At 42.1% G+C, this 23,211-nt stretch carries 18 protein-coding genes; 6 read left to right on the top strand and 12 right to left on the bottom strand.

Features of this window, described 5'->3' with window-relative positions:
- Positions 1-55: 55 nt before the first annotated feature.
- The 5 genes from HMPREF1536_RS01930 (at position 56) to thrC (ending at position 6,049) form a co-directional block, all read left to right on the top strand.
- Entirely contained in the window at positions 56-349 is a 294-nt protein-coding gene (locus HMPREF1536_RS01930) for a nucleotidyltransferase family protein (protein WP_028730450.1), read from the top strand.
- Positions 342-743 (top strand): HepT-like ribonuclease domain-containing protein, encoded by a 402-nt coding sequence (locus tag HMPREF1536_RS01925; RefSeq protein WP_225607999.1) that lies wholly within the window; start codon positions 342-344, stop codon positions 741-743. The genes HMPREF1536_RS01930 and HMPREF1536_RS01925 overlap by 8 nt, the downstream gene beginning before the upstream one ends.
- A 350-nt stretch (positions 744-1,093) precedes the next feature.
- Positions 1,094-3,535, top strand: a complete 2,442-nt coding sequence (thrA, locus tag HMPREF1536_RS01920; RefSeq protein WP_028730448.1) for a bifunctional aspartate kinase/homoserine dehydrogenase I — start codon at positions 1,094-1,096, stop codon at positions 3,533-3,535.
- A gap of 1 nt (position 3,536) precedes the next feature.
- Positions 3,537-4,739: a cofactor-independent phosphoglycerate mutase gene (locus tag HMPREF1536_RS01915; protein ID WP_028730447.1), complete on the top strand. Its 1,203-nt coding sequence runs from the start codon at positions 3,537-3,539 to the stop codon at positions 4,737-4,739.
- The gene (gene thrC / locus HMPREF1536_RS01910; protein WP_028730446.1) at positions 4,736-6,049 is read left to right on the top strand and encodes a threonine synthase; all 1,314 of its coding nucleotides are present in this window, start codon (positions 4,736-4,738) and stop codon (positions 6,047-6,049) included. Before HMPREF1536_RS01915 ends, thrC begins: the two co-directional genes overlap by 4 nt.
- A 146-nt stretch (positions 6,050-6,195) precedes the next feature.
- Here the strand turns inward: thrC and HMPREF1536_RS01905 are convergent, their stop codons facing one another.
- Complete coding sequence (locus tag HMPREF1536_RS01905; RefSeq protein WP_028730445.1) at positions 6,196-6,564, bottom strand: DUF488 domain-containing protein; 369 nt, start codon at positions 6,562-6,564, stop codon at positions 6,196-6,198.
- A gap of 148 nt (positions 6,565-6,712) precedes the next feature.
- Between HMPREF1536_RS01905 and HMPREF1536_RS01900 the strand changes: the two genes are divergently transcribed.
- A complete protein-coding gene (locus HMPREF1536_RS01900; protein WP_028730444.1) occupies positions 6,713-7,129 on the top strand; it encodes a DUF5856 family protein in 417 nt (138 codons plus the stop codon).
- Positions 7,130-7,232: 103 nt separating this feature from the next.
- Here the strand turns inward: HMPREF1536_RS01900 and HMPREF1536_RS01895 are convergent, their stop codons facing one another.
- The 11 genes from HMPREF1536_RS01895 to HMPREF1536_RS01845 all read right to left on the bottom strand — a co-directional run bounded on the left by HMPREF1536_RS01895 (position 7,233) and on the right by HMPREF1536_RS01845 (position 23,197).
- Positions 7,233-7,670, bottom strand: coding sequence for a DUF695 domain-containing protein (locus tag HMPREF1536_RS01895; protein ID WP_028730443.1), 438 nt, complete (start codon positions 7,668-7,670; stop codon positions 7,233-7,235).
- A 127-nt stretch (positions 7,671-7,797) separates the two neighbouring features.
- Entirely contained in the window at positions 7,798-8,799 is a 1,002-nt protein-coding gene (locus HMPREF1536_RS01890; RefSeq protein WP_044193763.1) for a LacI family DNA-binding transcriptional regulator, read from the bottom strand.
- A 41-nt stretch (positions 8,800-8,840) separates the two neighbouring features.
- Entirely contained in the window at positions 8,841-10,283 is a 1,443-nt protein-coding gene (locus HMPREF1536_RS01885; RefSeq protein WP_028730442.1) for a sodium:solute symporter family protein, read from the bottom strand.
- Positions 10,284-10,308: 25 nt separating this feature from the next.
- Positions 10,309-11,967, bottom strand: coding sequence for a ribulokinase (locus tag HMPREF1536_RS01880; RefSeq protein WP_028730441.1), 1,659 nt, complete (start codon positions 11,965-11,967; stop codon positions 10,309-10,311).
- A gap of 6 nt (positions 11,968-11,973) precedes the next feature.
- Positions 11,974-13,887: an FG-GAP repeat domain-containing protein gene (locus tag HMPREF1536_RS01875; RefSeq protein ID WP_028730440.1), complete on the bottom strand. Its 1,914-nt coding sequence runs from the start codon at positions 13,885-13,887 to the stop codon at positions 11,974-11,976.
- A gap of 16 nt (positions 13,888-13,903) precedes the next feature.
- Positions 13,904-15,082, bottom strand: a complete 1,179-nt coding sequence (locus HMPREF1536_RS01870; protein WP_028730439.1) for a glycoside hydrolase family protein — start codon at positions 15,080-15,082, stop codon at positions 13,904-13,906.
- 78 nt (positions 15,083-15,160) lie between these two features.
- Positions 15,161-16,687, bottom strand: coding sequence for a RagB/SusD family nutrient uptake outer membrane protein (locus HMPREF1536_RS01865; protein ID WP_052349956.1), 1,527 nt, complete (start codon positions 16,685-16,687; stop codon positions 15,161-15,163).
- Positions 16,688-16,713: 26 nt separating this feature from the next.
- Entirely contained in the window at positions 16,714-19,815 is a 3,102-nt protein-coding gene (locus HMPREF1536_RS01860) for a SusC/RagA family TonB-linked outer membrane protein (protein WP_028730438.1), read from the bottom strand.
- A gap of 68 nt (positions 19,816-19,883) precedes the next feature.
- Positions 19,884-20,498: a NanQ anomerase/TabA/YiaL family protein gene (locus tag HMPREF1536_RS01855; protein ID WP_052349955.1), complete on the bottom strand. Its 615-nt coding sequence runs from the start codon at positions 20,496-20,498 to the stop codon at positions 19,884-19,886.
- Positions 20,495-21,415 (bottom strand): dihydrodipicolinate synthase family protein, encoded by a 921-nt coding sequence (locus tag HMPREF1536_RS01850; RefSeq protein ID WP_028730436.1) that lies wholly within the window; start codon positions 21,413-21,415, stop codon positions 20,495-20,497. Before HMPREF1536_RS01850 ends, HMPREF1536_RS01855 begins: the two co-directional genes overlap by 4 nt.
- A gap of 6 nt (positions 21,416-21,421) precedes the next feature.
- Complete coding sequence (locus HMPREF1536_RS01845; RefSeq protein ID WP_028730435.1) at positions 21,422-23,197, bottom strand: L-fucose isomerase; 1,776 nt, start codon at positions 23,195-23,197, stop codon at positions 21,422-21,424.
- Between the last annotated feature and the right edge of the window lie 14 nt (positions 23,198-23,211).

Raw genomic sequence — 23,211 nt, 5'->3', positions numbered from 1 at the left:
TTTTATCCAAACTAAATCATATCTTTGTTTCCATAAAAGCAAATAGATTGTCTAAATGGAAACAACTCAGGAAATCCTCAACAAACTACGCGACTATAAAGCCGCTTTTGCAGAGAAATACGGGATCGAACGTCTCGGCCTGTTCGGTAGTTGTGCCCGTGGCGAACAAGACGACCGAAGTGACATCGATGTGGTAATCAAGATGAAAACGCCGAGTTATTTTACACGTTTCGATATTCGAGAAGAACTCGAAAAACTCTTTAGAAGAAAAGTAGATTTAATAACCTTACACGAAAATCAGTTCCCTGCTTTTCGTCAAAATGTAGAACGAGATGCGATCTATGTCTGAAATGAGCATATTGCAACGCTTGGAATTTCTCACAATGAAAGCCCGGCAAGCTGTTGACCGTACATCACATATTACGAGTCATCACGACTTTTTATGCTCACCAGACAACATGGATTTATTTGATGCTACAGTATTAAGAGTTCAAGTTACAGGAGAAATGTTGAAACAAATAGAAGATATCACTCAAGGTCAACTATTAACGCCCTATTATCCCCAAATACCATGGCGGGCAATATTTGGTTTGCGCAATGTCATTTCACATGAATATGCAATGGTTGATCCGGAAGAATTCTTCAGAATATTAAAAACAGATCTTCCTGAATTATTAATTGTACTTGATAACATCATTACTGACTTCCGTGCTGGTCGGTTCAATAATAAATTTATACAATAGACTATAATCTGCCCCCTTTTCCTGTCAAGTTTCCACTATTTTATCACTTTCTACTGAAAAAATGCTTGCATTTGAAAAATAATGTGTAATATTGCCCCTGCAATAAGATATGAAAACTAGAAAAGTAAAAGAATGATTGCAGGTATAGCATATTATACATGGGCATTGATGACCCCTTGGGGGGTTAGAATTTACAAATAAACAAGCGCAGCGGCCACGTCCTGCATTGTTGCAATCATTTGTATTGCATCCTTTATGCCGGTTCTTTCCGGTTCTTTTTATCAATTAATTTAGTACAAATATATTGTCAGTTGTCAACCGTCAGCTGTCAATTAAAATAATACATACCGATGAAAGTATTGAAATTCGGCGGAACGTCCGTAGGTTCCGTGAATAGTATTCTGAGTGTTAAGAAGATAGTAGAGGCTATTGAAGAGCCTGTAATCGTTGTCGTATCGGCCCTGGGCGGCATAACCGACAAGCTGTTGGCAACTTCCGTCATGGCTTCCAAAGGGGATGTCGGATACGAAAGAGAGTTTTCTGAAATCATAACACGTCACCTGGATGTGATTGAAGGCGTTATACCTGGCAAGATGCAGCGGATCGAAGTGCAGAAAAAGGTCATGAGCCTGCTGGATGAACTGGGAAATATCTTCAAAGGTGTGTACCTGATCAACGACCTGTCGGCCAAGACTTCCGACACGATCGTAAGTTATGGGGAACGTATCTCTTCCCTGATTGTTTCAAACGTGATCGAGGATGCGCAACTGTTCGACTCACGCAAGTTTATCAAGACGATCAAGCAGTTCAACAAACACATCGTCGATTTCGAACAGACCAACCAGTTGATCAAAGAGACATTCAACCCGCTGCCTAAAGTTTCGCTGGTACCCGGTTTCATCTCGTCAAGTACGGAGAACGGGGAAGTGACGAACCTCGGACGCGGTGGTTCCGACTATACCGCCTCTATCCTGGCAACCGCCCTCGATGCTAACGTCTTGGAAATATGGACAGACGTGGATGGTTTTATGACTGCCGACCCGCGCGTGATCAGTTCTGCTTACGTGATCGACCGGCTGACATTTACCGAAGCAATGGAATTGTGTAACTTCGGTGCCAAAGTGATCTATCCGCCGACGATCTATCCGGTATATCATAAGAATATCCCGATCCGTATCCTGAATACGTTTAACCCGACCGCTCCGGGTACTTATATCTCGAAAGAGAAAGTAAAGGAAGAAGGTAAAGCCATTATCAAAGGTATCTCTTCTATTAACGATACTTGCCTGATCACCGTACAAGGTTTGGGCATGGTCGGTGTGATCGGCGTCAACTACCGCATCTTCAAGACATTGGCAAAAAGCGGCATCAGCGTATTTATGGTATCACAGGCCAGCTCTGAAAACAACACCACTTTCGCCGTCCGTAATGCGGATGCCGATCTGGCTGTGCAGGTGCTGGACGAAGAGTTTGCCCTGGAACGTGCGCAAGGCGATATGAACGATACAGTTGCTGAAAAAGACCTGGCAACCGTAGCGATCGTCGGTGAAAACATGAAACGTACGCCGGGCATTGCTGGTAAGCTGTTCGGTACGCTGGGTAGTGCCGGTATCAGTGTGATTGCTTGTGCACAGGGAGCTTCCGAAACAAATATCTCGTTTGTTATCAAGCTCAAATACCTGCGTAAGGCGTTGAACTCCATCCACGACTCCTTTTTTCTGTCACAATATAAGGTACTCAACCTCTTCATTGCCGGTGTAGGTACTGTCGGTGGGAACTTACTGGAACAGATACGTATCCAGCAACCCAAGCTGATGGAGCAAAACGGCCTGAAGCTGAACGTGGTCGGTATCGCCAATAGCAGGCGTGCCCTCTTCCTTCGCGAAGGACTGAACCTGGAAAACTGCATCGAAGAATTAAAAAAGAACGGTGAAGCAAGCTCTCCCGAACATCTGGTGGAAGAGATCCTGAAAATGAATATCTTTAATTCCGTGTTCGTGGATTGTACAGCTAATCCGGCTGTTTCCGACTTATACGAAACACTGCTCAATAATAACGTATCGGTAGTGGCAGCCAATAAGGTAGCCGCCTCTTCTTCCTACAGCAATTATATCAAACTGAAGGAAACAGCCCGCCATCGCGGCGTTAAGTTCCTGTTTGAGACAAACGTAGGTGCCGGACTTCCTATCATCAATACGATGAACGATCTGAGAAACAGTGGCGATCATATCCTGAAACTGGAAGCTGTTCTGTCGGGAACATTGAACTATATCTTTAATACACTGAGTGCAGACATCCCCTTCAGCAAAGCTATCCTGATGGCTAAAGAGGAAGGATATTCCGAACCCGATCCCCGCATCGACCTGAGCGGAAAGGATGTTCTTCGCAAGCTCGTAATCCTGGCACGTGAAGCCGGATATAAGGTAGAGCAGCAGGACGTTCAGCGTAAGTTATTCATCCCTGAAAAGTTCTTTGAAGGATCGTTGGATGAGTTCTGGTGCAAGATCAAGGAAGTAGATACCGAATTCGAAAGCAAACGCCAGCAACTGGAAGCAGAAAACAAACGTTTCCGCTTCGTTGCCAAAATGGAAAACGGTGCTTGCGAAATAGGATTGCAGGAAGTTGACAGCCACCACCCGTTCTACGAGTTGGAAGGCAGCAACAACATCATCATGATCTCTACCGAAAGATACCACGAGTATCCCATGATAATAAAAGGATATGGAGCCGGAGCCGACGTAACGGCAGCAGGAGTATTCGCCGATATTATCTCGATTGCAAACATTCGATAAGATGAAAAGTATAATTATTCTGGGAGACGGCATGGCCGACGAACCGATCAAGGCACTTGGAGGTAAAACCCCTATGCAATATGCAGATACTCCTTATATGGATAAGCTGGCTGCACTGGGGGTTACCGGACAATTGAAAACAGTTGCCGACGGTTTCCATCCGGGCAGCGAAGTTGCCAACATGGCCGTATTAGGATACGACTTACCGAAAGTATACGAAGGACGTGGCGTACTGGAAGCTGCAAGCATCGGCGTCACGCTCCAACCGGGCGAAATGGCGATGCGTTGCAACCTGATCTGCGTAGAAGGAGAAATCCTGAAAAACCATTCGGCCGGACATATCTCCACCGAGGAAGCCGATCAACTGATCCAATATCTCAACGAGAAACTGGGATCCGACCGGATCAAATTCTATACCGGCGTCTCTTACCGTCACCTGCTGGTAATCAAAGGAGGCGACAAAAGGCTGGATTGCACACCGCCTCACGATGTGCCTCTCCACCCCTTCCGTCCTTTGCTGATAAAGCCGGAAGTACCCGAAGCACAGGAGACAGCCGACCTGCTGAACGACCTGATCCTAAAGTCGCAGGAAATACTGAAAGATCACCCGGTCAACCTGAAACGTATAGCGGCAGGGAAAGACGCGGCCAACAGTATCTGGCCCTGGTCGCCCGGCTACCGTCCGGCCATGCAGACCATGCACGAAATGTACGGCATAAAGAAAGGTTCCGTTATCTCGGCGGTCGACCTGATACGCGGTATCGGTGTATATGCCGGACTTGAAGTCATCAACGTGGAAGGTGCTACCGGGCTTTACGATACCAACTACGAAGGCAAGGCTTATGCCGCCCTCGAAGCCCTCAAGACAAACGACTTCGTTTACCTTCATGTGGAAGCCAGCGACGAAGCCGGACACGAAGGTGACGTAGATCTGAAGATAAAAACAATCGAGTATCTGGATAAACGGGCTATCCGTATCATTTACGAGGAGTTGCAGAAATGGGACGAACCGGTTGCGATCGCCGTCCTGCCCGACCATCCTACCCCCTGCTCGATCCGTACCCATACCAATACACCGATCCCCTTCCTGATCTACAAACCCGGACAGGAACCGGACGCAGTGACCTGCTTCGATGAATTCAGCGTCCTCAACGGCAAATACGGTGTATTGGAAAAAGATGAATTTATAAAAGAGTTATTATGAAATATTACAGCACAAACAAAAAGGCTCCCCTGGCCACACTCGAGGAAGCCGTTGTAAAAGGCCTTGCCGGTGACAAAGGGTTATATATGCCCGAGCACATTGTCCGTCTGGACGAGGGCACGATCAACAATATGAAGAACCAGTCTTTCCACGAAATAGCCTGCACCGTAGCACAAGCTTTCTTCGGTGAAGATATTGATACGGAAACATTGGACGAGATCGTAAAAGACACGTTGTCGTTCGACACCCCAGTGGTTCATGTCAACGACAATATATACAGCCTTGAATTGTTCCACGGCCCTACACTGGCATTTAAAGACGTAGGCGGCCGTTTCATGGCACGTGTGCTGGGATATTTCATCAAAAAAGAAGGTCTTAAACAGGTAAATGTGTTGGTTGCCACTTCGGGAGATACCGGAAGCGCCGTAGCCAACGGCTTCCTGGGCGTACCGGGCATCCATGTATATGTGCTTTACCCGAAAGGAAAAGTAAGCCCTATCCAGGAATGCCAGTTCACGACATTGGGACAGAACATTACCGCTTTGGAAATAGACGGCACCTTCGATGATTGCCAGGCGCTGGTTAAATCGGCTTTCATGGACGAAGAACTGAACCGTCACATGAAACTGACCTCTGCCAACTCCATCAACGTAGCCCGTTTCCTTCCGCAGTCTTTCTATTACTTCAATGCGTATGCCCAATTGGACAAGATAGGTAAGGCCGACAACCTGGTGATCTCCGTCCCCAGCGGTAACTTCGGAAATATCACCGCCGGCCTTTTCGCCAGTTGGATGGGATTGCCTGTCAAGCACTTCATCGCAGCCAATAATCGCAACGACGTATTCCTGGAATATCTGAATACGGGTGTTTATACGCCGCGTCCTTCCGTTGCCACCATCGCCAACGCAATGGATGTAGGCGATCCAAGCAACTTTGCCCGTATCATGGATCTGTTCGACGGCTACGGTGATAAACATGAGGAGATATGCCAGTGGATCCACGGCTACCGCTTCACCGACGAAGATATCGAGTATACAATCAGATACGTATATAAAAACGACGGCTATCTGCTCGACCCGCACGGTGCCTGCGGCTATCAGGCATTGATACAGGATGCACTTGAAGCAGATGAAACCGGGCTCTTCCTGGAAACCGCCCATCCGGCCAAGTTCAAAGATACTGTCGACCGTATCCTGGAAGCGGATATCGAAATACCTGCCAAGCTCAAAGCCTTCATGCAGGGAACCAAGCAAAGCATCGAATTAAGCAAAGATTTCGATACATTCAAAGCCTATTTAATGAAACAATAACACACTTCTTGAAGTCACCGCGGCGATCTCTTCATCTCACCGCGGTGACTTCTTCATCTCACAAAGCTGAGTTCTTCATCTCGCGAAGTCTACTTCTTCATCTTGCAAAGCTTACTTCTTCATCTTTCAGAGTTGAGTTCTTTATCTTAGCTTTGTGAGTTCATCTTCTCATCCAAAAAATCTTTCAGGATTAGCGCATGATTATGATCCGGGCTCTTGGAAGCATAAAGCAATGTGACAACCGGATATTGCCTGATCTTCTCCACAAAAGCCTTTGCAGCATCCGAACCGTTCAGTTCCTTACGATACAACCCGGCAAACTCATGCCATCTAGCATCGGGATCCTGATGAAACCACTGGCGTATCTCCGGCGAAGGGGTAATGTCTTTCGCCCATAGGTCATAATGCATAGCTTCCTTTTTCATTCCTCGGGGCCACAAACGATCAACAAACACTCTGTAACCGTCCGAGCTTTCCGGATCTTCGTACACTCGTTTTATCTTTATCTGTGTCATATCCTTTTTATTTACATCATTTTAGGTATAAACAAGGTCGATAAACCGATTGTTGCAATCAATCTTCATAACTTGTTTTCTATCTTTTCCATAAACTTTCTTTTAATCCGAGTTGTTAGATAAATGCAAAACATAAACATATAAAGTTATGAGTACAACAACCGTAAAAACAGAACAGAAAAAAGAAGCTGCCCGTACATCAAACAAAGAGATCGCAGCATTTATTGGAGAACTTTTCTCATTCAACAGCAGTTTGAAACTTTTCCATTGGAGCGTTACCGGAACCGGTAGTTACGCCAAACACATGGCTCTGGACGAAGCCATCGCTTCTTTACTGGATGTGATCGACAGAATTACAGAAACAACATTCGCTATGGTTGGCGACATGAATATCTCAATCCCCGAAACAAAAACTCCGAAGGATATCGTTAAGCATGCCACCGATTTCTACAACTATGTAGAAAAACACAGAGACTTGTTCCCGGAAGCATTTTCACAATCAATTATCGACGACTACCAGGAAGCTATTCAACAATTGGTTTACAGATTGGTCAGACTGCAATAATCCGCAAACCGATACAACTGTCATTTTAGGTTTATATAGAAAAAGGTTATCTCCAAAAACGGGATAACCTTTTTCATATAATTAATATCACTTACAAAACAGATCAATCGACAGCCCACTGTTTCATTTCATACATATCAAGATACTCCTCCCATTCAGGATCTACTTCCGTATAGATAGAAATAGGAAGCAACTCGAAAGAGGCTAAAGCTTCATTCAACCGTTCGCCAAAAACACGAACCGTACGGGTATAGAAAACCCAGACCTTCTCTCCTCCTCCGGTATAAACACCTGTAAGGATAGACAGTTTATCTTTCTCCATGGCTTTCTTCAAAGTCTCCTGCACGTTTTCCATTTGTTCGGCAAGCTCCTCACTGGGCATTCCCTTTTCATCCCCCTCATATTTCCAGGTGATTTCCACACGCTCTTTAAACTTGCCCGACTGAACAAACTCCGTCAGTTCGTCACGACCAGATACAGCTACCAGATTTCCGGATTCGTCTTCCGACAAGGCAGTAAACCATTCATTGCTTAATTTCATATAATTATTTTCTTTATTATTCTAAGCGATATCATCCGAATAAAAGACAGCGCTTTCATCTTTTAACGAGTACAAACTTAGATAAAAATATGGGATTTATACCGATCCGGCAACAAATACTTATGTTCTATTTTTTGACTAGTCTGGCGGTTAATTTGTGTATGAGTTCTTCTCCCAACTCTACATCTTCAATCTGTTTGATCAATAGCTGGGAAGCTAACCGTCCCATATTGGCTATCGGTTGATGGATATAGGGAATAAAAACAGGCATAAAGTCAAATGCGTCACTCTTATCAAAGCAGACAACGTGTACGTCTTCCCCTATCCGAAAGCCCAGGTTCAATAGTTGCTTGATACCGGTCATGGCAATCGTATTCGTCGCAAAGAGAATGCCATCCATATCCTTTCTTTTCTGAGCTAACCAGGTAATTGCTCCGATTATATCCTCATCCATGTATTTATACCTAACTCTCTTTATAAGTTCTTCATCATACAGGCCGGCATCTTTCAAAGCATTGGTATACCCTCTTTCACGTTCGATCATATGCGGCTGGCTGTTCTCGTAAATGAGCAACGCAACTCTTTCACAATGAGTATCTATCAGATAACGGGTCGCTTCGTAAGCCGCCTGGTAGTTGTCGATCAAAACACCATTCACCTGCAACGAAGGGTAATAACGGTCTATCAGAACCAAAGGTATACGGTTATCTACCAGTTGTGCAATACTTTTCTCACCAAATTCAGTTGGAACGATAATGAAACCGTCGACCTGTCGACTCCGCAACAAACTGATCATCCTTTCCATCTGAACGTCACTTTCGTCAGTATTCATTATTATTACTGCATATCCGGCCTTTTCCATTTCTTCCTGTACATAAAAAGCTAATGTACCGAAGAAGGGGTTGGATATATCGGCAACCAGAAGGCCTATTGTCTGCGAACGACCACTTTGCAAACTCATAGCCAATCGATTCGGCTGATAGTTCATTTCGTGAGCCACCTTTTTTATCTTTTCAGACATTTCCTTACTGACACGACCGTTTTTATTTTTTCCAGTCAAGACTAGAGATACAGTGGCTGTAGAAACACCTACAGCCAATGCTATATCTTTTATTGATACTCTTTTCATACGTTCCATCATAAATCCTCCGCAAAGTAACAAAAAATGCTCTATTTATTACGTTGTTTTACAGCGAATAGAGATAATAAGAAGCCTACTAAAAATATAAGGATCGTTCCAAATACGATTGTCAGATAACTATGGAATACCGTATTATTGCCAAAGCTCATCCAGGCAATCAGGATAACGCCACAAACGACTCCGATCATTGCATGGATACTTTTGACCCTCTTCACCATATACCCTAGCAGGAAAAGCCCTAACATACCTCCGCTGAATATGGCAGCCAGACTCCACCAAGCTTCAAGAGCACTTTGTACAGACATCATTGCCAGGCCTAACCCCATGCCCAGAACTCCCAGGATGAAAGAAGTTACATACAGAACATACATATTTTGCTTATCCGTCATCTTTCGTTTATGCTGGAAGAAGTCTGTCAGGATAATCGTAGCCGAACTATTGATACTGGTAGAAACCGTGCTCATTCCCGCTGCACAAATCGCCGCAATCAGCAACCCGGTAATACCCGTTGGCAAACCATGAACAATAAAATAAGGGAAAACAGCATCGTTCGCCGTCCCTTCCGGAAGCAACTCGGGAGACGCGGCATAGTAAGCAAACAGGGCTGTCCCGATAAAGAAGAAAAACATACTTACCGGAACATACAGAAGCCCTCCGAACAAGGCTGCAGAACGTGCACCTTTATCGTCTTTCGCCGTTTTATACCGCTGTACATAATTCTGGTCGATGCCATAATTTTGCAGATTAATAAAAAGTCCATATACCAGAGTGACCCAGAATGTGGTAGTCCCCAGGTCAGGTCCGAAACTACCTAAAGAGAATTTGTCATACTCCTTTGCGATCGAAAACAACTGTGAAGGACCCTCCGGCATGGAGAACAGCAGAACTATGACACAAGCCAATGCTCCGGCGATCAACACAATACCCTGTATCGCATCTGTCCAGATAACGGCAGTTATTCCCCCCAGGACGGAGTAAATAACTACGCAAAGCCCGGAAACCATAATAATAACAGGAATGCTCCACCCCAACATGGAGTGTAACGGTAACGCCATCAAATACAGGACAGACCCGATCCGGGCTACTTGTGTCAGCAAATAACAACAGGAAGCATACACCCTGGCCCAATACCCGAACCTTTCTTCCAGATAACTATAAGCAGAAATACTATTGATATTCCTGTAAAAAGGGACAAAATATTTAGCTGCGATCCAGGAGGCGATCGGTATAGACAAACTGAATACAAACGGGTTCCAGTTTCCCATATAAGCGTTTCCCGGCAATGCTAGAAAACTGATGCTACTGACATAAGTTGCAAATATAGACATCCCCACCACCCAGGCCGGCAATCTTCCTCCGGCAGAGGTATATTCGTTTGAATTTCTGTTTTTCGAGAAAAAAGAACATCCAAACAATAGAGTTCCTGCCATAAAGGCAAAAAAGACGATAAAGTCGAGTATTGATAGTTCCATAAGTATTCTTCTAATATAAATTATATCACAATCTTGTTTCAATAAAATGGCCTAAGTCCAGATATTTTTGATAAAGTGGCAGGTATTGATGGTGTATATCCTCATCCGGATCATATTGGGTGGCAAAACCTTTTCCCATTATCTGTTGCGCTTCTTCTATCCTGGAATAAACTCCGGCAGCCACAGCCGCGAACATGGCTGCACCTAAAGCGCAGGCTTGTTCTGAACGGGCTACTTTAATAGGCATATTCAATACATTGGCAAGCGTCTGCATCACAAAAGGTGATTTTAAAGAAATGCCCCCGATCGCAGTTATACTCTCTATCTTTACCTGTTGTTTCAGGAAACAATCGACAATCGATTTTGAGCCGAAAGCGGTAGCTTCTACCAATGACTTAAAAAGTAACGGGGCAGAAGTCCCCAAAGTCAAACCAGAAATAAGCCCGGTCACATTTTGGTTTGCATCGGGGGTACGCCTTCCGTTCAGCCAATCGACAGAAACCGGTATGCTTTCACTAACCGGTATTTTCCTGGCTTCTTCCGTCAGTGAGGGTAATATCCTACGATCCAGCAACCGGACAATGTTTTCTGCTTCCTCTTCATTATAAACCGACGGCAAAATGTTTTTCAAAGGCCATAACAACATATCTTTAAACCAGGCATATACATCACCAAAAGCTGATTGTCCGGCTTCCAGTCCGACCATCCCGGGTATTACAGAACCATCAACCTGTCCGCATATTCCGGATATCTGAGAATTCTTTATCTCATCATAAGAAGCCACCATAACGTCGCAAGTAGATGTGCCCATCACACGAACGAATGTTTTCTCAGAGATCCCGGCCCCTACTGCCCCCATATGGCAGTCGAGGGCACCGACACCTACGGCAACCTGGATGGGGAGCCCCAAACGTACCGCCCATTCTTCCGATAAATATCCGGCACAAGCATCACTTGTATAAGTAGATTGATAAAGGTGACCTTTAAAGATATCCAATAAGGGATCCAGTGTCGTAAGAAAATCAGAAGAAGGCAGGCCGCCCCATTTCTCACACCACATTGCCTTATGTCCGGCAGCACAGCGGCTCCGACGGATATTTTCCGGAAGAATATTTCCAGTTAACAAAGCAGGCATCCAATCACAATGCTCCACCCAGCTATATGCAGATTTCCGGATTGACGGATCGACACGAAGCAGATGCAACATCTTAGCCCACACCCATTCTGCAGAATAAATACTTCCACTATATGCTGTAAAATCTGTTTCCCATCGTTTAGACAAATCATTTATCTCACCCGCCTCCTTCACTGCCGTATGGTCTTTCCATAAGACAAACATGGCATTTGGATTATCCGAGTATTCGGGTAATAATGATAATGGCATTCCGCTTTTATCCAATAAAACAGGGGTAGACCCGGTTGTATCGATTGCTATACCGACAACTTTCTCCGCTGTTCCTTCCGGACATTGGCTTAATGTCCGCCTGACAGCCAACTCCATACTTTCCATATAATCTAACGGATGCTGGCGATACTGGTTTATTGCAGGATCACAATAGAGTCCTTTCTTCCAACGAGGATAAAATTCTACATCTGAAGCCAACTCCTCTCCTGTAATTACATCAACCAATAATGCCCGGCAGGAGTCAGTACCGAAGTCAATACCAATTACATATTTATTCATAACTACTTACTTTTTCTTATTTGGGTTTGTAAATAAATAAAGATGACCATCTTCTGCTCCAACCAAGATATCTTTTACTCCATCTTTATTCCAATCCGAAACCGTCGGACAAGTGGTATGTCCTGCCAGTTTCTTTTCTCCCATATCTCCCCTATCGATATAATAGACCTGTCCATTATCTTCTTTGAGATTTTCCAGATAGGCAACATTCTTGCTGTTTATGATAATATCCAAATCACCGTCACCATCCCAGTCTACAAAGCAAAACTTCCTCCTCCCTGATGCTCCAGCCTGCTTATCGTTCAATCTTAAAAGTTCCGTTTTATCCGATTGTATCCGGTGGAATATACGTTTACCCGGCTTTAACCAAAATTCGTCACCTTGCTTGAATCGTTCATAAAAGCATAAATAACCTTCATTATCCAGCATGACAAGATCGGTCAATCCATCCTTATTCCAGTCAATAGCAAAAGCAGACGTACGCCATTGAGTAACCAGATCTGTTGGCCCCGGATTCCACCAGTTCCATGCTGGTTTCTGAGGAGTTCCTCCCCAATCCACCTTCATTTTAAATGGTCCCTGAAGATTGATAGGATCTCCTGTGTTTTTATACCAAAGAATTTCCCCCAAAATAGAATTAATAATTATATCTGCTCGACCATCATGATCCCAATCAGCCACAGTTGGTACCGTATATCCCCATTTTGCCTCACAGGGACCTTGTATTGAGCCATTTTCACCAGCCAATATTCTGATCGGCTCATTATTTGCCAGTAAAAAAATCGGGGCTGCCCATACCGGATTTTCACCACCTGAAAGATTTTCGATAAATGCCAAATCTCCTGCAGAATTTCCTACGATCAGATCTTCGTCTCCATCTCCATCCCAGTCAACGCTATAAGGTGTCACTAACGCACCGAATTTCACGTTATCTGCTTTTTGTTTTAAATAAACCAGAGATTCAAAAACAGGCATGTTATCTTTGACCTTTCCTGTATTTTTTATGAACGCAATTCTCCCATCTTCTTCACCTGCAAGAATATCAACATGGCCATCTCCATCAAAATCAATAGCAACCGGAATAAACATCTCCAACGTTATCTTTATCAGTCCTTTTTCGTTCTCTAAATAACGCCCCTCTCTAAAGACCGGCTTTTCACGGGTTCCTATATTTTCATACCAGGTTAGTTTATCAACAAACTCTCCACATATGATATCCAGATCACCGTCTCCATCAAAATCGAACATCATCGGACAAGGATATCCATAGCTGTCTATCGGTCTGCCATCCGCATTCAACCGACCTTTATTGATGTATTTTCCATTTTGATTTTCCAATAGATAAACATATCCGTGCAATGGGCCGTTCTTCCAATTCCCGTTCGCATCAAAAGCATTATCCCAACCATAATCGCTCCACTCATCGATACCGACCAAAATATCCCAGTCACCATCATTGTCGTAATCAACATAACTCCATTTATTGCTTCGGGTCTTCTTTATATCAGTAGCCGGATTCACGTCTACATTTATATCAACCAATTCAGAAAACAAATTCTTTCCAAAGTCTCTATATTCACCACCAGGCTTCAACACATGCAATTTATTCCCTTTATAAGACGGATAAATAGCATTTGTACCTTCTGCAATCCATACAGGTTTATCAAACAACGGCTCGTTCTTTGTTCCGATGTTTTTATAAAAATAGAGTCCTTTATTTGGAGCAGAAGTACAGGATACCAATATATCCAATAACCCGTCATCATCATAATCCACCGGGATGGGAACAGGCCATAATCCGACTTCCAAATCGACAGTCAAATCCGGATTATTATATTTTATGATCGAGAAATCTTTACTCTCTCCATATAATGTAATTCCAGTAAATAAGAATAAGAAAAGGATACTTATGCATTTCATACCACACTATTTTATATTAATCAATACTCACTTCAGAGAGCTTTCTAAAATCTTTTATCCGATGGAATGTCAAAAAATTAGCATCGTGATTATTACGTGCTCCACCTGTTTCATCATCAAATGCAGTACGGGAAAGGAATATGATATCATCCCCTTCAAATAGCCATTCTACATATTGGAAACCATGATATTTGACATCCGGATGTTCTAAAACGATCTTGTGAACCGTCCAGTTCTGTAAATCTATTGAACTACACAGAGCTTGCGTATTACGAACTCCGGCAGGATTACCTTTGCCTCGGAATTCCGGTTTAACGTAATTACTCAACATCCAATACCGTTGTGATTTCTCATCATAACGAATGGTAAATTTCTTACTACCACCAGGGAGTTTTATAAATCCTGTTTCCGGATCAAATGTTGCTTTTTTCCCATTTTTGCTGATCTTGACAATGGCCGCATACTCGTCTTCTCTACTGGGAGCATCCACTCTCAATATATCAAACATTTCACCTTTAGGACCAACGACGGCATTTCCTTCCAACCATGCATTAAAAGCTCCATTCAGATATGTAGAATCATACATTAAATAATTCGTCTTACTCCAATTATCTGCATTCAATAAATCAGAATTAACCGGAGCAGAGATCATCATTGCGCTATATCTCTGTCCCCACTTCGTTGTAGGTGCCGTTGCATATTCTAAAGCTCTCCATATCCGTCCGTTATGAATTACCATAGGCATTGGCGCTGTATGATACTCTCCCGGTAAGATCAATCCGTTTTTCGAATGATAAGGGATTGTCCATGTATAACCGCCATCATCCGAACGACGTATATTAAAATTTCCATGATGTTTATTTGGGCCCATAACATAAACTATACCATTATGCACAAATAAATTTGACCAGAACTGCCCATCAATAGTCGCAATCTGTATCCAACTCCCCCCTCTGTCTTTCGATAAAAATATGCGAGTTTGCGCAGATCGAAATTCTGATGACTTAGGGCCGAACTCATCATGCGAGGCTAAATAACTTCCATCCGGTAAGACACACATACCCGGTGATCCGATATACTTCCCTGTTTCCTTTGAAATATGGCTCACGACTACTCCCGGAGGATTGTTCTGAGCAAAACAAACACAATTCAAACAGACAAAAAAGAAGAAAGCATAATATTTAAGATGTTTCATATACAATGTTTTTATGGTTTAGAGAAAAGAGCAGTTTTCACCAGTTTGTTCAACTGCTCTTTTAATGTACATATTAACTTATTTCAGCCACTCAGAATGCTGAACTAGATTCTTCGCTTTATCAATAGCCGACTGAGGCAACGGCCATACATAATGCTTATTAGGATTAAACACTCTCGTTTCAATGATTTTAAGAGGAAGAACCCCTGGGATTTCATAACTTACAATCTCTTTATTCAATACTTTCTCTGCAATTCTCCAACGTAAAATATCATAATATCGTAAGCCCTCTCCTGCTAATTCAACACGACGCTCGTTTCTGATAAATTCCCGTAATTTGTCCTGAGTATTATACCTATTTCTATCCACAACCGGCATACCAGCTCTCTTTCTGACCTGATCCAATGCATCATAAATAGAGGCATCAGGCCCTGAAGCCTCATTTTTAGCTTCCGCATACATTAATAAGACATCGGCATAACGGAAAATGATCCAATTCACCCACATAGAACGCTGCTGAGTATACATATCGCCTATATATTTTCTAAAATAGACATAAGTCTTTGCAGCAAGCCCGTCATGTTGGTTATTGATGGGGTCATAAGTCACACCTGCAAATGTTTCGAAAGGGACAATAAAGTTCATCTTAAAACGAGGATCTCTGTTTTCCCAGGGATTCTGAGGATCGAACAGAGAAGATTCTGTAATAGGTAAACCATCAGAGCATTCATAAGAATTGACCAAATCCGGTAACGGCATAGATAAACTGGAGCCACCAATTGTATAGAATCCATGAGCAAAACACATGGTATGTGTCTCCAGATTTTCAGCATATTGACGAGCTAGAATAACTTCTTTTGTTTGATTATTAAATGCTGTCAAAAATAACTCATCATAATTAGGATGTAATTCATAAGCATTCAAATCCATTACACCTTTTGCAGCTTCAGCAGCTTCACTCCAGCGCTCGTTGTATAATAATACTCGAGCTTTTAAAGCGAGAGCTGCCCCCTTAGTAGCCCGACCAGCATCTGAGGCAGGCCAGGAAACCGGTAACTCATCTATTGCCAAATTCAACTGCTCAAGTAAATATTTCAAGACTTCTTCTTTCGGAGATTTTTCAATATCACTTTCATCCATAGACAAGACACTGGTCACCAATGGTACATCCCGGTATAAAGTAATCATCTCAAAATAACGCATCGCTATAATAAAGCGAGCCTGACCCGCTAAATTATTTTTCTCCTCCGCTGTCAAATTAGGTATGATTTCAAGCTTATTCAATAATTCCAGGCAATGACGGATATAAGTATATCCCCATTTATAGGAAACAATATTCGTTGTTGACTCAAAAGTTCCATTAGCTACCAGGTTACAATTTCCACGTCCCGGGCCAGCAGAATTATCACTCATAGGCTCAAAAGAATAATCCTGCCAACCAGGCAAATCCTTATAAGCATTATTGACCCACATCTCAGCCCGGTCATACGAAGTCCAGAATGTTGCATCGGATGGATTCGCCAAAGGTGGCGTTTCCAGAAAATCAGAACAAGACATCAAGCTCAATCCGATACCCAGCAAATATATTTTATTCAAAAGTTTCATATCTGTATTATATTTAGGTTATACTATTAAAACGACACATTAACACCAAAAGAACATACTTTAGTTAACGGATACATATTACCATTACCAACTGGTGACTCAGGGTCAACACCTTTCATTTTGGTAAATGTAAACAGGTTCTCTGCATTCAGATAAAAGCGAATGCGCTCCATTGACAATTTCTTTACAAAACCTTCAGGAAGAGTATATCCGATCTGGATATTCTTAGCTCTCAGATAAGCTGAATTCTGTAACCAGAAAGAAGAGAAACTACCGACATTGATACCGCCGATCCTCAGTTTAGGATATTTTCCGGCTATCCAGCTTCCATTGTCATCCTGATGCCAACGATCCATGTGATGTTCCTGAAGTGAGCCCAAACTCTCCGGTAACGGAAGGCCACCATAGCTATTAATATATGTTTTCTGAGACGCTACACCTTGTAAGAATATATTCAAATCAATACCTTTCCATCCAAAATCAAGATTAATACCAAATGGGAATCTAGGGCGGGAACTACCTAAGCGAACGCGGTCGTTTGCATTAACAGTCTCGTTTTCATCTGTATCCTGATATTTCAAATCACCAATACCTGTTTTTATATTTTGGAATGCATGATTTTTTACTTCTTCGTCACTGGCAAAAATACCTTCACATTTCCAGCCATACCATTCATTCATTTCATGTCCTACTTCTGTAATATAATTACCGCTAATTACCGGACTACCGATCATCTCTTTCACTTTATTCTTTGCGTCCGAAACCTGTAATGTTACTCCCCATCTAAAGTCATTTTTCTGGTCACGATAAGAGAACATAGCCTCCCAACCAATATTATCAACCACTCCTACATTCATAATCGGAGCACTCATGCCATAAGTGTCAGGAACAACCGGAGTCATTAAAATATCGGAAGTACGGTCTTTAAAGCCATCCAATGACAAAGAGAATTTATCATTCAAGAAAGAAACATCCACCCCTATATTGGTTGTTGTTTTTGTTTCCCATGTCAACTGATCGTTAATAGACTTTGTATAATATGCACTTGTATGCGACATACCACCAAAATAATATGCAGAAGTGGAGATAGTGGAATAATGTTGATATAAAGCAGATGTATTCTGGTTACCGGCCTGTCCCCACGATACTCTCAATTTAAGATTTGAAATATAGTCTTTTGCACGGAAAAACGGTTCTTCCGAAATACGCCATCCGGCAGAGAAAGCCGGGAACAAACCCCATCTCACCTTTGAAGAGAAACGTGAAGATCCATCATAACGCAAGTTCGCTTCTGCAAGATAACGACCTTTCCATGAATAATTTATACGTCCAAAGAAAGAAGCGATAGCCCAATCGGAAGCTGTTCCGGAAGTTGTCCAGACATTAGGATCCGCACTACCGGCATTTATTACATAGATATCATCAGTTAAAAAATCACGTCTGCCTACTGTTTCCTGGTAATCTTTATTCCATTCAATAGATGAACCCGCCATAACCTTTAAATCATGATCTTTGGCAAATACTTTGTCATACGTAAGAAGAGCCTGCAGGTTATGTTCGTAATTGGATTGATTAAATACAGTCATTGAGTTTGTACTATAATCAAAATCAACAGTTTTACAATCTTCCGGACTAATAAACTGCATACGCTTACTAAAGTTGACTTCACGTGTAGGGTCATATTTACCAAAATAAGTTCCTTTCAGATTCAAGCCATCCAAAATATTCCAGGTTAAAGATAATGATCCATTAATACGATTGAATTTCCTATTCTGGAAACCACCATCTTCCGAGGCCAGACCAAAACGGTTGGCCCAGGCTGTAACAGAAGCCCATTGTCCGTCTTCTGTGAAAATAGGCAATGCTGAAGGACGCCTGTAAGCAGAAGAAATAATGTCACCTAAATTACGGGTAGGCCCACTAGGATATGTCGCAGTAGATGGAGCATGCCGAGTCGATGGCATAAAATTTAATATAACTTCAGCTGTTAATTTCTCAGTTATTTTATACTGATCGTTTACCCTGAAGTTCAAACGATTGAAACTGGTATTTTTCATAATACCATCTTGATACAAATATCCGAATGAGAATAAAAAAGTATTCTTTTCACTACCTCCGGACACAGTTACGTTATGTTGAGTTTGAATAGACGGATCAAACAAATAATCAGGTCTGTTCGCACTAGGTTTCTTACCCGTACGGAATTCTTCCACTTGCTCCTCCGACCAGGTATAAGTCGTTGTATTCGGATTGTCATTATACTCAGCTTCCCTGAATAACCGGGCATGATCATAAGCATTTACCATTTTAGGATAGGTAGTTGCATCCTGTACACCGACATAGCCATCATAGGAAACACGTATTTTGCCCGCCTTTCCTTTTTTGGTTGTAACCAGAATAACACCGCCAGATGCCCTCGCTCCATAAATAGCTGCTGCTGCCGCATCTTTCAAAACCGTAACACTCTCGATATCCTGTGGATTCAAATTAGCCATCGAAATAGCTTGTCCGTCTACGATAACTAACGGATCATTCGAACTAAATGTACTTTTTCCGCGAATACTCATATTCATTGCTTCATTACCGGGTTGCCCACCTGTCTGAGTAACAGTTAACCCCGGTATTTGTCCCTGAATAGCCTGTTGTACATTCGTATAAGATCTGTTCTGAATTTCTTCTGAATTAACAGAAGCTACGGCACCGGTCAAATTCACTTTCTTTTGTGCACCATAGGCAACAACTACAACTTCATCGATCTTTTGAGTATCTTCCACTAACACAACTCGGAGATTTTTACCGTCACCCACCGGCATGTTTTGAGAATTATATCCGATAAAAGAAATTTGTAAAACAGCATTAGGGGAAACTTCGAAAGAAAAACTACCGTCAACATCCGTTATAGTCCCGTTTGTGGTTCCTTTTTCTACCACATTAGCTCCGATAACAGGTTGTCCGCTTTTATCAACGACAATTCCAACCACTTTCTTTTGCTGTTGCGCAACTTCGATCGCCATATCACTAATATCCTGTGTCTTAACAGGATTCTCTGCTAAAATTATAGCAGGACTCGCTAACATAAAAAACAAGGCGATAAACGCATTATTTTTCTTGTAAAAATCAGTTTTCATAATACATTTTGAATAGGTTACTATATAAAGAATTAAGTATAAAGTATGAGATTTAAGGAGATTGCCTCTCAATCATTCCAAGGTATTTTCACTACAATTTTCCGAACCATAGCCGTCTTTCCTATTTCCAGGCATGGTTTGTGCACATCATCGGGGAAAAAGACAAAAAAATGTTCTTTATCTGCATGCAAACGTGTCCCGGGTTTCCCTTCTAAAAACATTATATCAGCTTGTTCATCATAATCCGGATTTTCTGTTACTTCATTCATAGGTAATAAATCAATATACTCCTCTCCTTTTGAAACATATTGAATATCGATATATTTCCTATGCGCCTCATATCTGGCTGTCTCATGTTTTTTTGTTTCATATTCAGACACTGTTGCATATATTCCGTCATCCGATAAATCATACCGTCCAAGGGCTAATTCATTCAGATTATTTTTTTTCAGAAAATCAAATGCAACCTGCCATGCTTTTCCATTTCGTTCATTTTGTAAAACGAACAACTCCTGATTAATACTCTTGTCTGGTTTCATCGCCAACTCTTTATACCAAGCCGATTTAGAAATCCATTCATTTATATATTGTGTCGACAATTCAGAAGTTTTTTTCTTTTCAGATTTACATCCCATTATAAAAAAAAGAATGATAATGATTAGATAATAAAATACTTGCCTCATAAGTCATCAGATTTTATATTCAAATCCATTAGGTTTTTTCTTATGATTTCACGTTCCGCATCTTTAAATTTATGGAACGGTTCTCCCATATAATCACTGCAGACCCCCATCAGGTTTAAAGCAGTTTTTACCCCTTTTATATAACTGGAAGCATATTTTCCGATATTATATAAAGAAAGGCTGATTTTTAAAACCTGGGATTGCAGTTCTGCCAGTTTCTCAAAATCTTTACAGGCTGCAGCATTGTAAAGAGCAACATATAAATCCGGGAATAGATTCGCTCCACCGTTCACACCGCCATGCCCTCCCATCAAAACGACTTCGGCTGTCATTTCTTCCGGGCCACATAATAATGTAAATTCCGGATCGTCTTTAAGTAAATAGATTAACTTCTGGAAATAAACCCCATTCGCAGAACTATCTTTCAATCCTATGATATTCGGATTTTTAGATAGAGACAGTACTGTTTCCGGTTCGATCATCACCTTTACATGGGAAGGCATATTGTAAAGGAACAACGGCAAAGGAAGTTGATTGGCCAGATCGTTATAATATTGAATCAATTCTGCTTGGCCGGGAGCAAAATAATAAGGAGGAGCTGCCACCAGAGCATCTGCACCATAATGAGCAGCACTTGCTGCTAAAGATAAAGATTCAGAAAAACTAGTGTCCGTAATCCCAACCAGAACGGGAACGCGTCTTGCCACAATACGGCATGTTTCTTTGATCAGTTCTTTTCTTACATTATAACTGATATTCTGGGCTTCACCACTGGTACCCAAAATGAAAACACCGGAAACACCTCCTTGGATCATACGATTCAGAAGTTTTTCCAATCCAATGATATCCAACGTATCATTATCTATCATTGGAGTAATAGCTGGAGGAATAATTCCTCTTAACGGTTTAGTAAGCATAGATGATTATTTATATAATGGTCCAAAATTTTTACATGCACGATAATCTGCTCCTTCCAGGTTAGATCCGAATGCATTCCAGGCAGAAGGACGGAAAACCTTATCATCCTCTACATTATGCATACAAACAGGAATAGATAACATAGAAGCCAGTGAGATCAGATCCCCCCCTATATGTCCATAACTAATAGCTCCGTGATTTGCTCCCCAATAGTTCATCACAGAATACACATTTTTAAAATGACCTTCGCCTGTGACTCTGGGAACGAAGAAAGTAGATGGCCAGGTTTTATCAGTCCGTTTATTTATGATATTAAAAACATGATCAGGGAATGTAGCAGTCCATCCTTCGGCGATCTGCAATACAGGTCCCAATCCCTTAACCAAGTTCAAACGACACATAGTTACCGGCATTCCGGAACGGGTCAGAAAATTTGAAGAATAGCCATTGCCACGAAAATATTCAAGCGAAGCCGGATACCATATCGTAGCTTGTAACATTTTATCCACTTCCTCATCCGTGATTTCCCAATAAGGTTTCATTATAGGTAAACCATTTCCATCTTCTTGTTGTCCTGTCCCATCCAATGTGGTCGAGCCTGAATTTATCAAGTGGATAGCTCCATCCGCCAGAAGCCCATCCGGTTTCCAACCACTCACACGCTCTATTGCTTCCGGACTCCAATAAGTTCTAACATCAGAAAATATCTGCGCACGGTTTGTCAATAAATAACCAAACAACATAGAAATACCATTCAAATGATCATCCTCTGTTGCAAAAGGAATAGGTGCTCTCTTTCCATTCCAGTCGAATGATGAATTTAAAATAGCCTCTGAGAAATCCCCATTCGGTAAGAAATCCGTCCATTGCCGCTGTCCTTGAAACCCTCCGACAATTGCATTATGCCCCATTGCCTCTTCTTCATATCCCATATCCCACAATTTGGAATTTCCAAACATCAGGTCACGCATGATGATCGTCATTTTAACAACAAACTCCCAATCTGCATCCTTTTGTTCACGCGTTTTACGAATAGATTCCGGATTGTAATCTTCTCCTTCCCGAGGCATACAATTAGTCTTTGTCCATTCCAGTGCTTTTTCATATTCATCCTTATCATAAATATTCAATTGAATACGTCTAAGCAATTCCGAACAATCGACATACTCCGTACGCATGCCCAAATATTCCTGCAAAAAATCAGGATTCACAATAGAGCCGGCAATACCCATAGAAACAGAACCTATGGCCAGATACGACTTTCCACGCATCATGGCAACAGCCAATCCAGCTTTAGCAAAACGCAATAATTTCTCCTTTACATCCGAAGGTATTTCAGTATCTGTCACATCCTGAACATCTTTACCATAAATACCAAATGCAGGTAATCCCTTCTGATTATGAGCAGCCAATGCCGCTGCCAAATAAACAGCCCCCGGGCGTTCTGTTGCATTAAATCCCCAGATAGCTTTCGGGATCAAAGGATTCATGTCAATCGTTTCAGAACCATAACACCAACAAGGCGTAACAGATAATGAGAGTCCAACTCCTTCTCTTTCAAATTTTTCAGCACAATTAGCTGCTTCTTTTACTCCACCGATACAGGTATCGGCAATAACACACTCTACCGGAGAACCATCCGGATAACACAATGTCTCACTATACAGCTTTGCAACCCGAATAGCTAACCCCATTGTCATTTCTTCCAATGACTCCCGAATACCACGACGTCGCCCATCAATAATAGGACGAATACCAATTTTAGGATAACAGTTTTTCATGATTTCATAAATTA

Source organism: Parabacteroides gordonii MS-1 = DSM 23371 (genome assembly GCF_000969825.1).
In the GTDB taxonomy this organism is placed as follows: Bacteria; Bacteroidota; Bacteroidia; order Bacteroidales; family Tannerellaceae; genus Parabacteroides; species Parabacteroides gordonii.
Note: the sequence above shows the minus strand (reverse complement) of the source record. Positions and strands in the feature narration are given on the sequence as shown.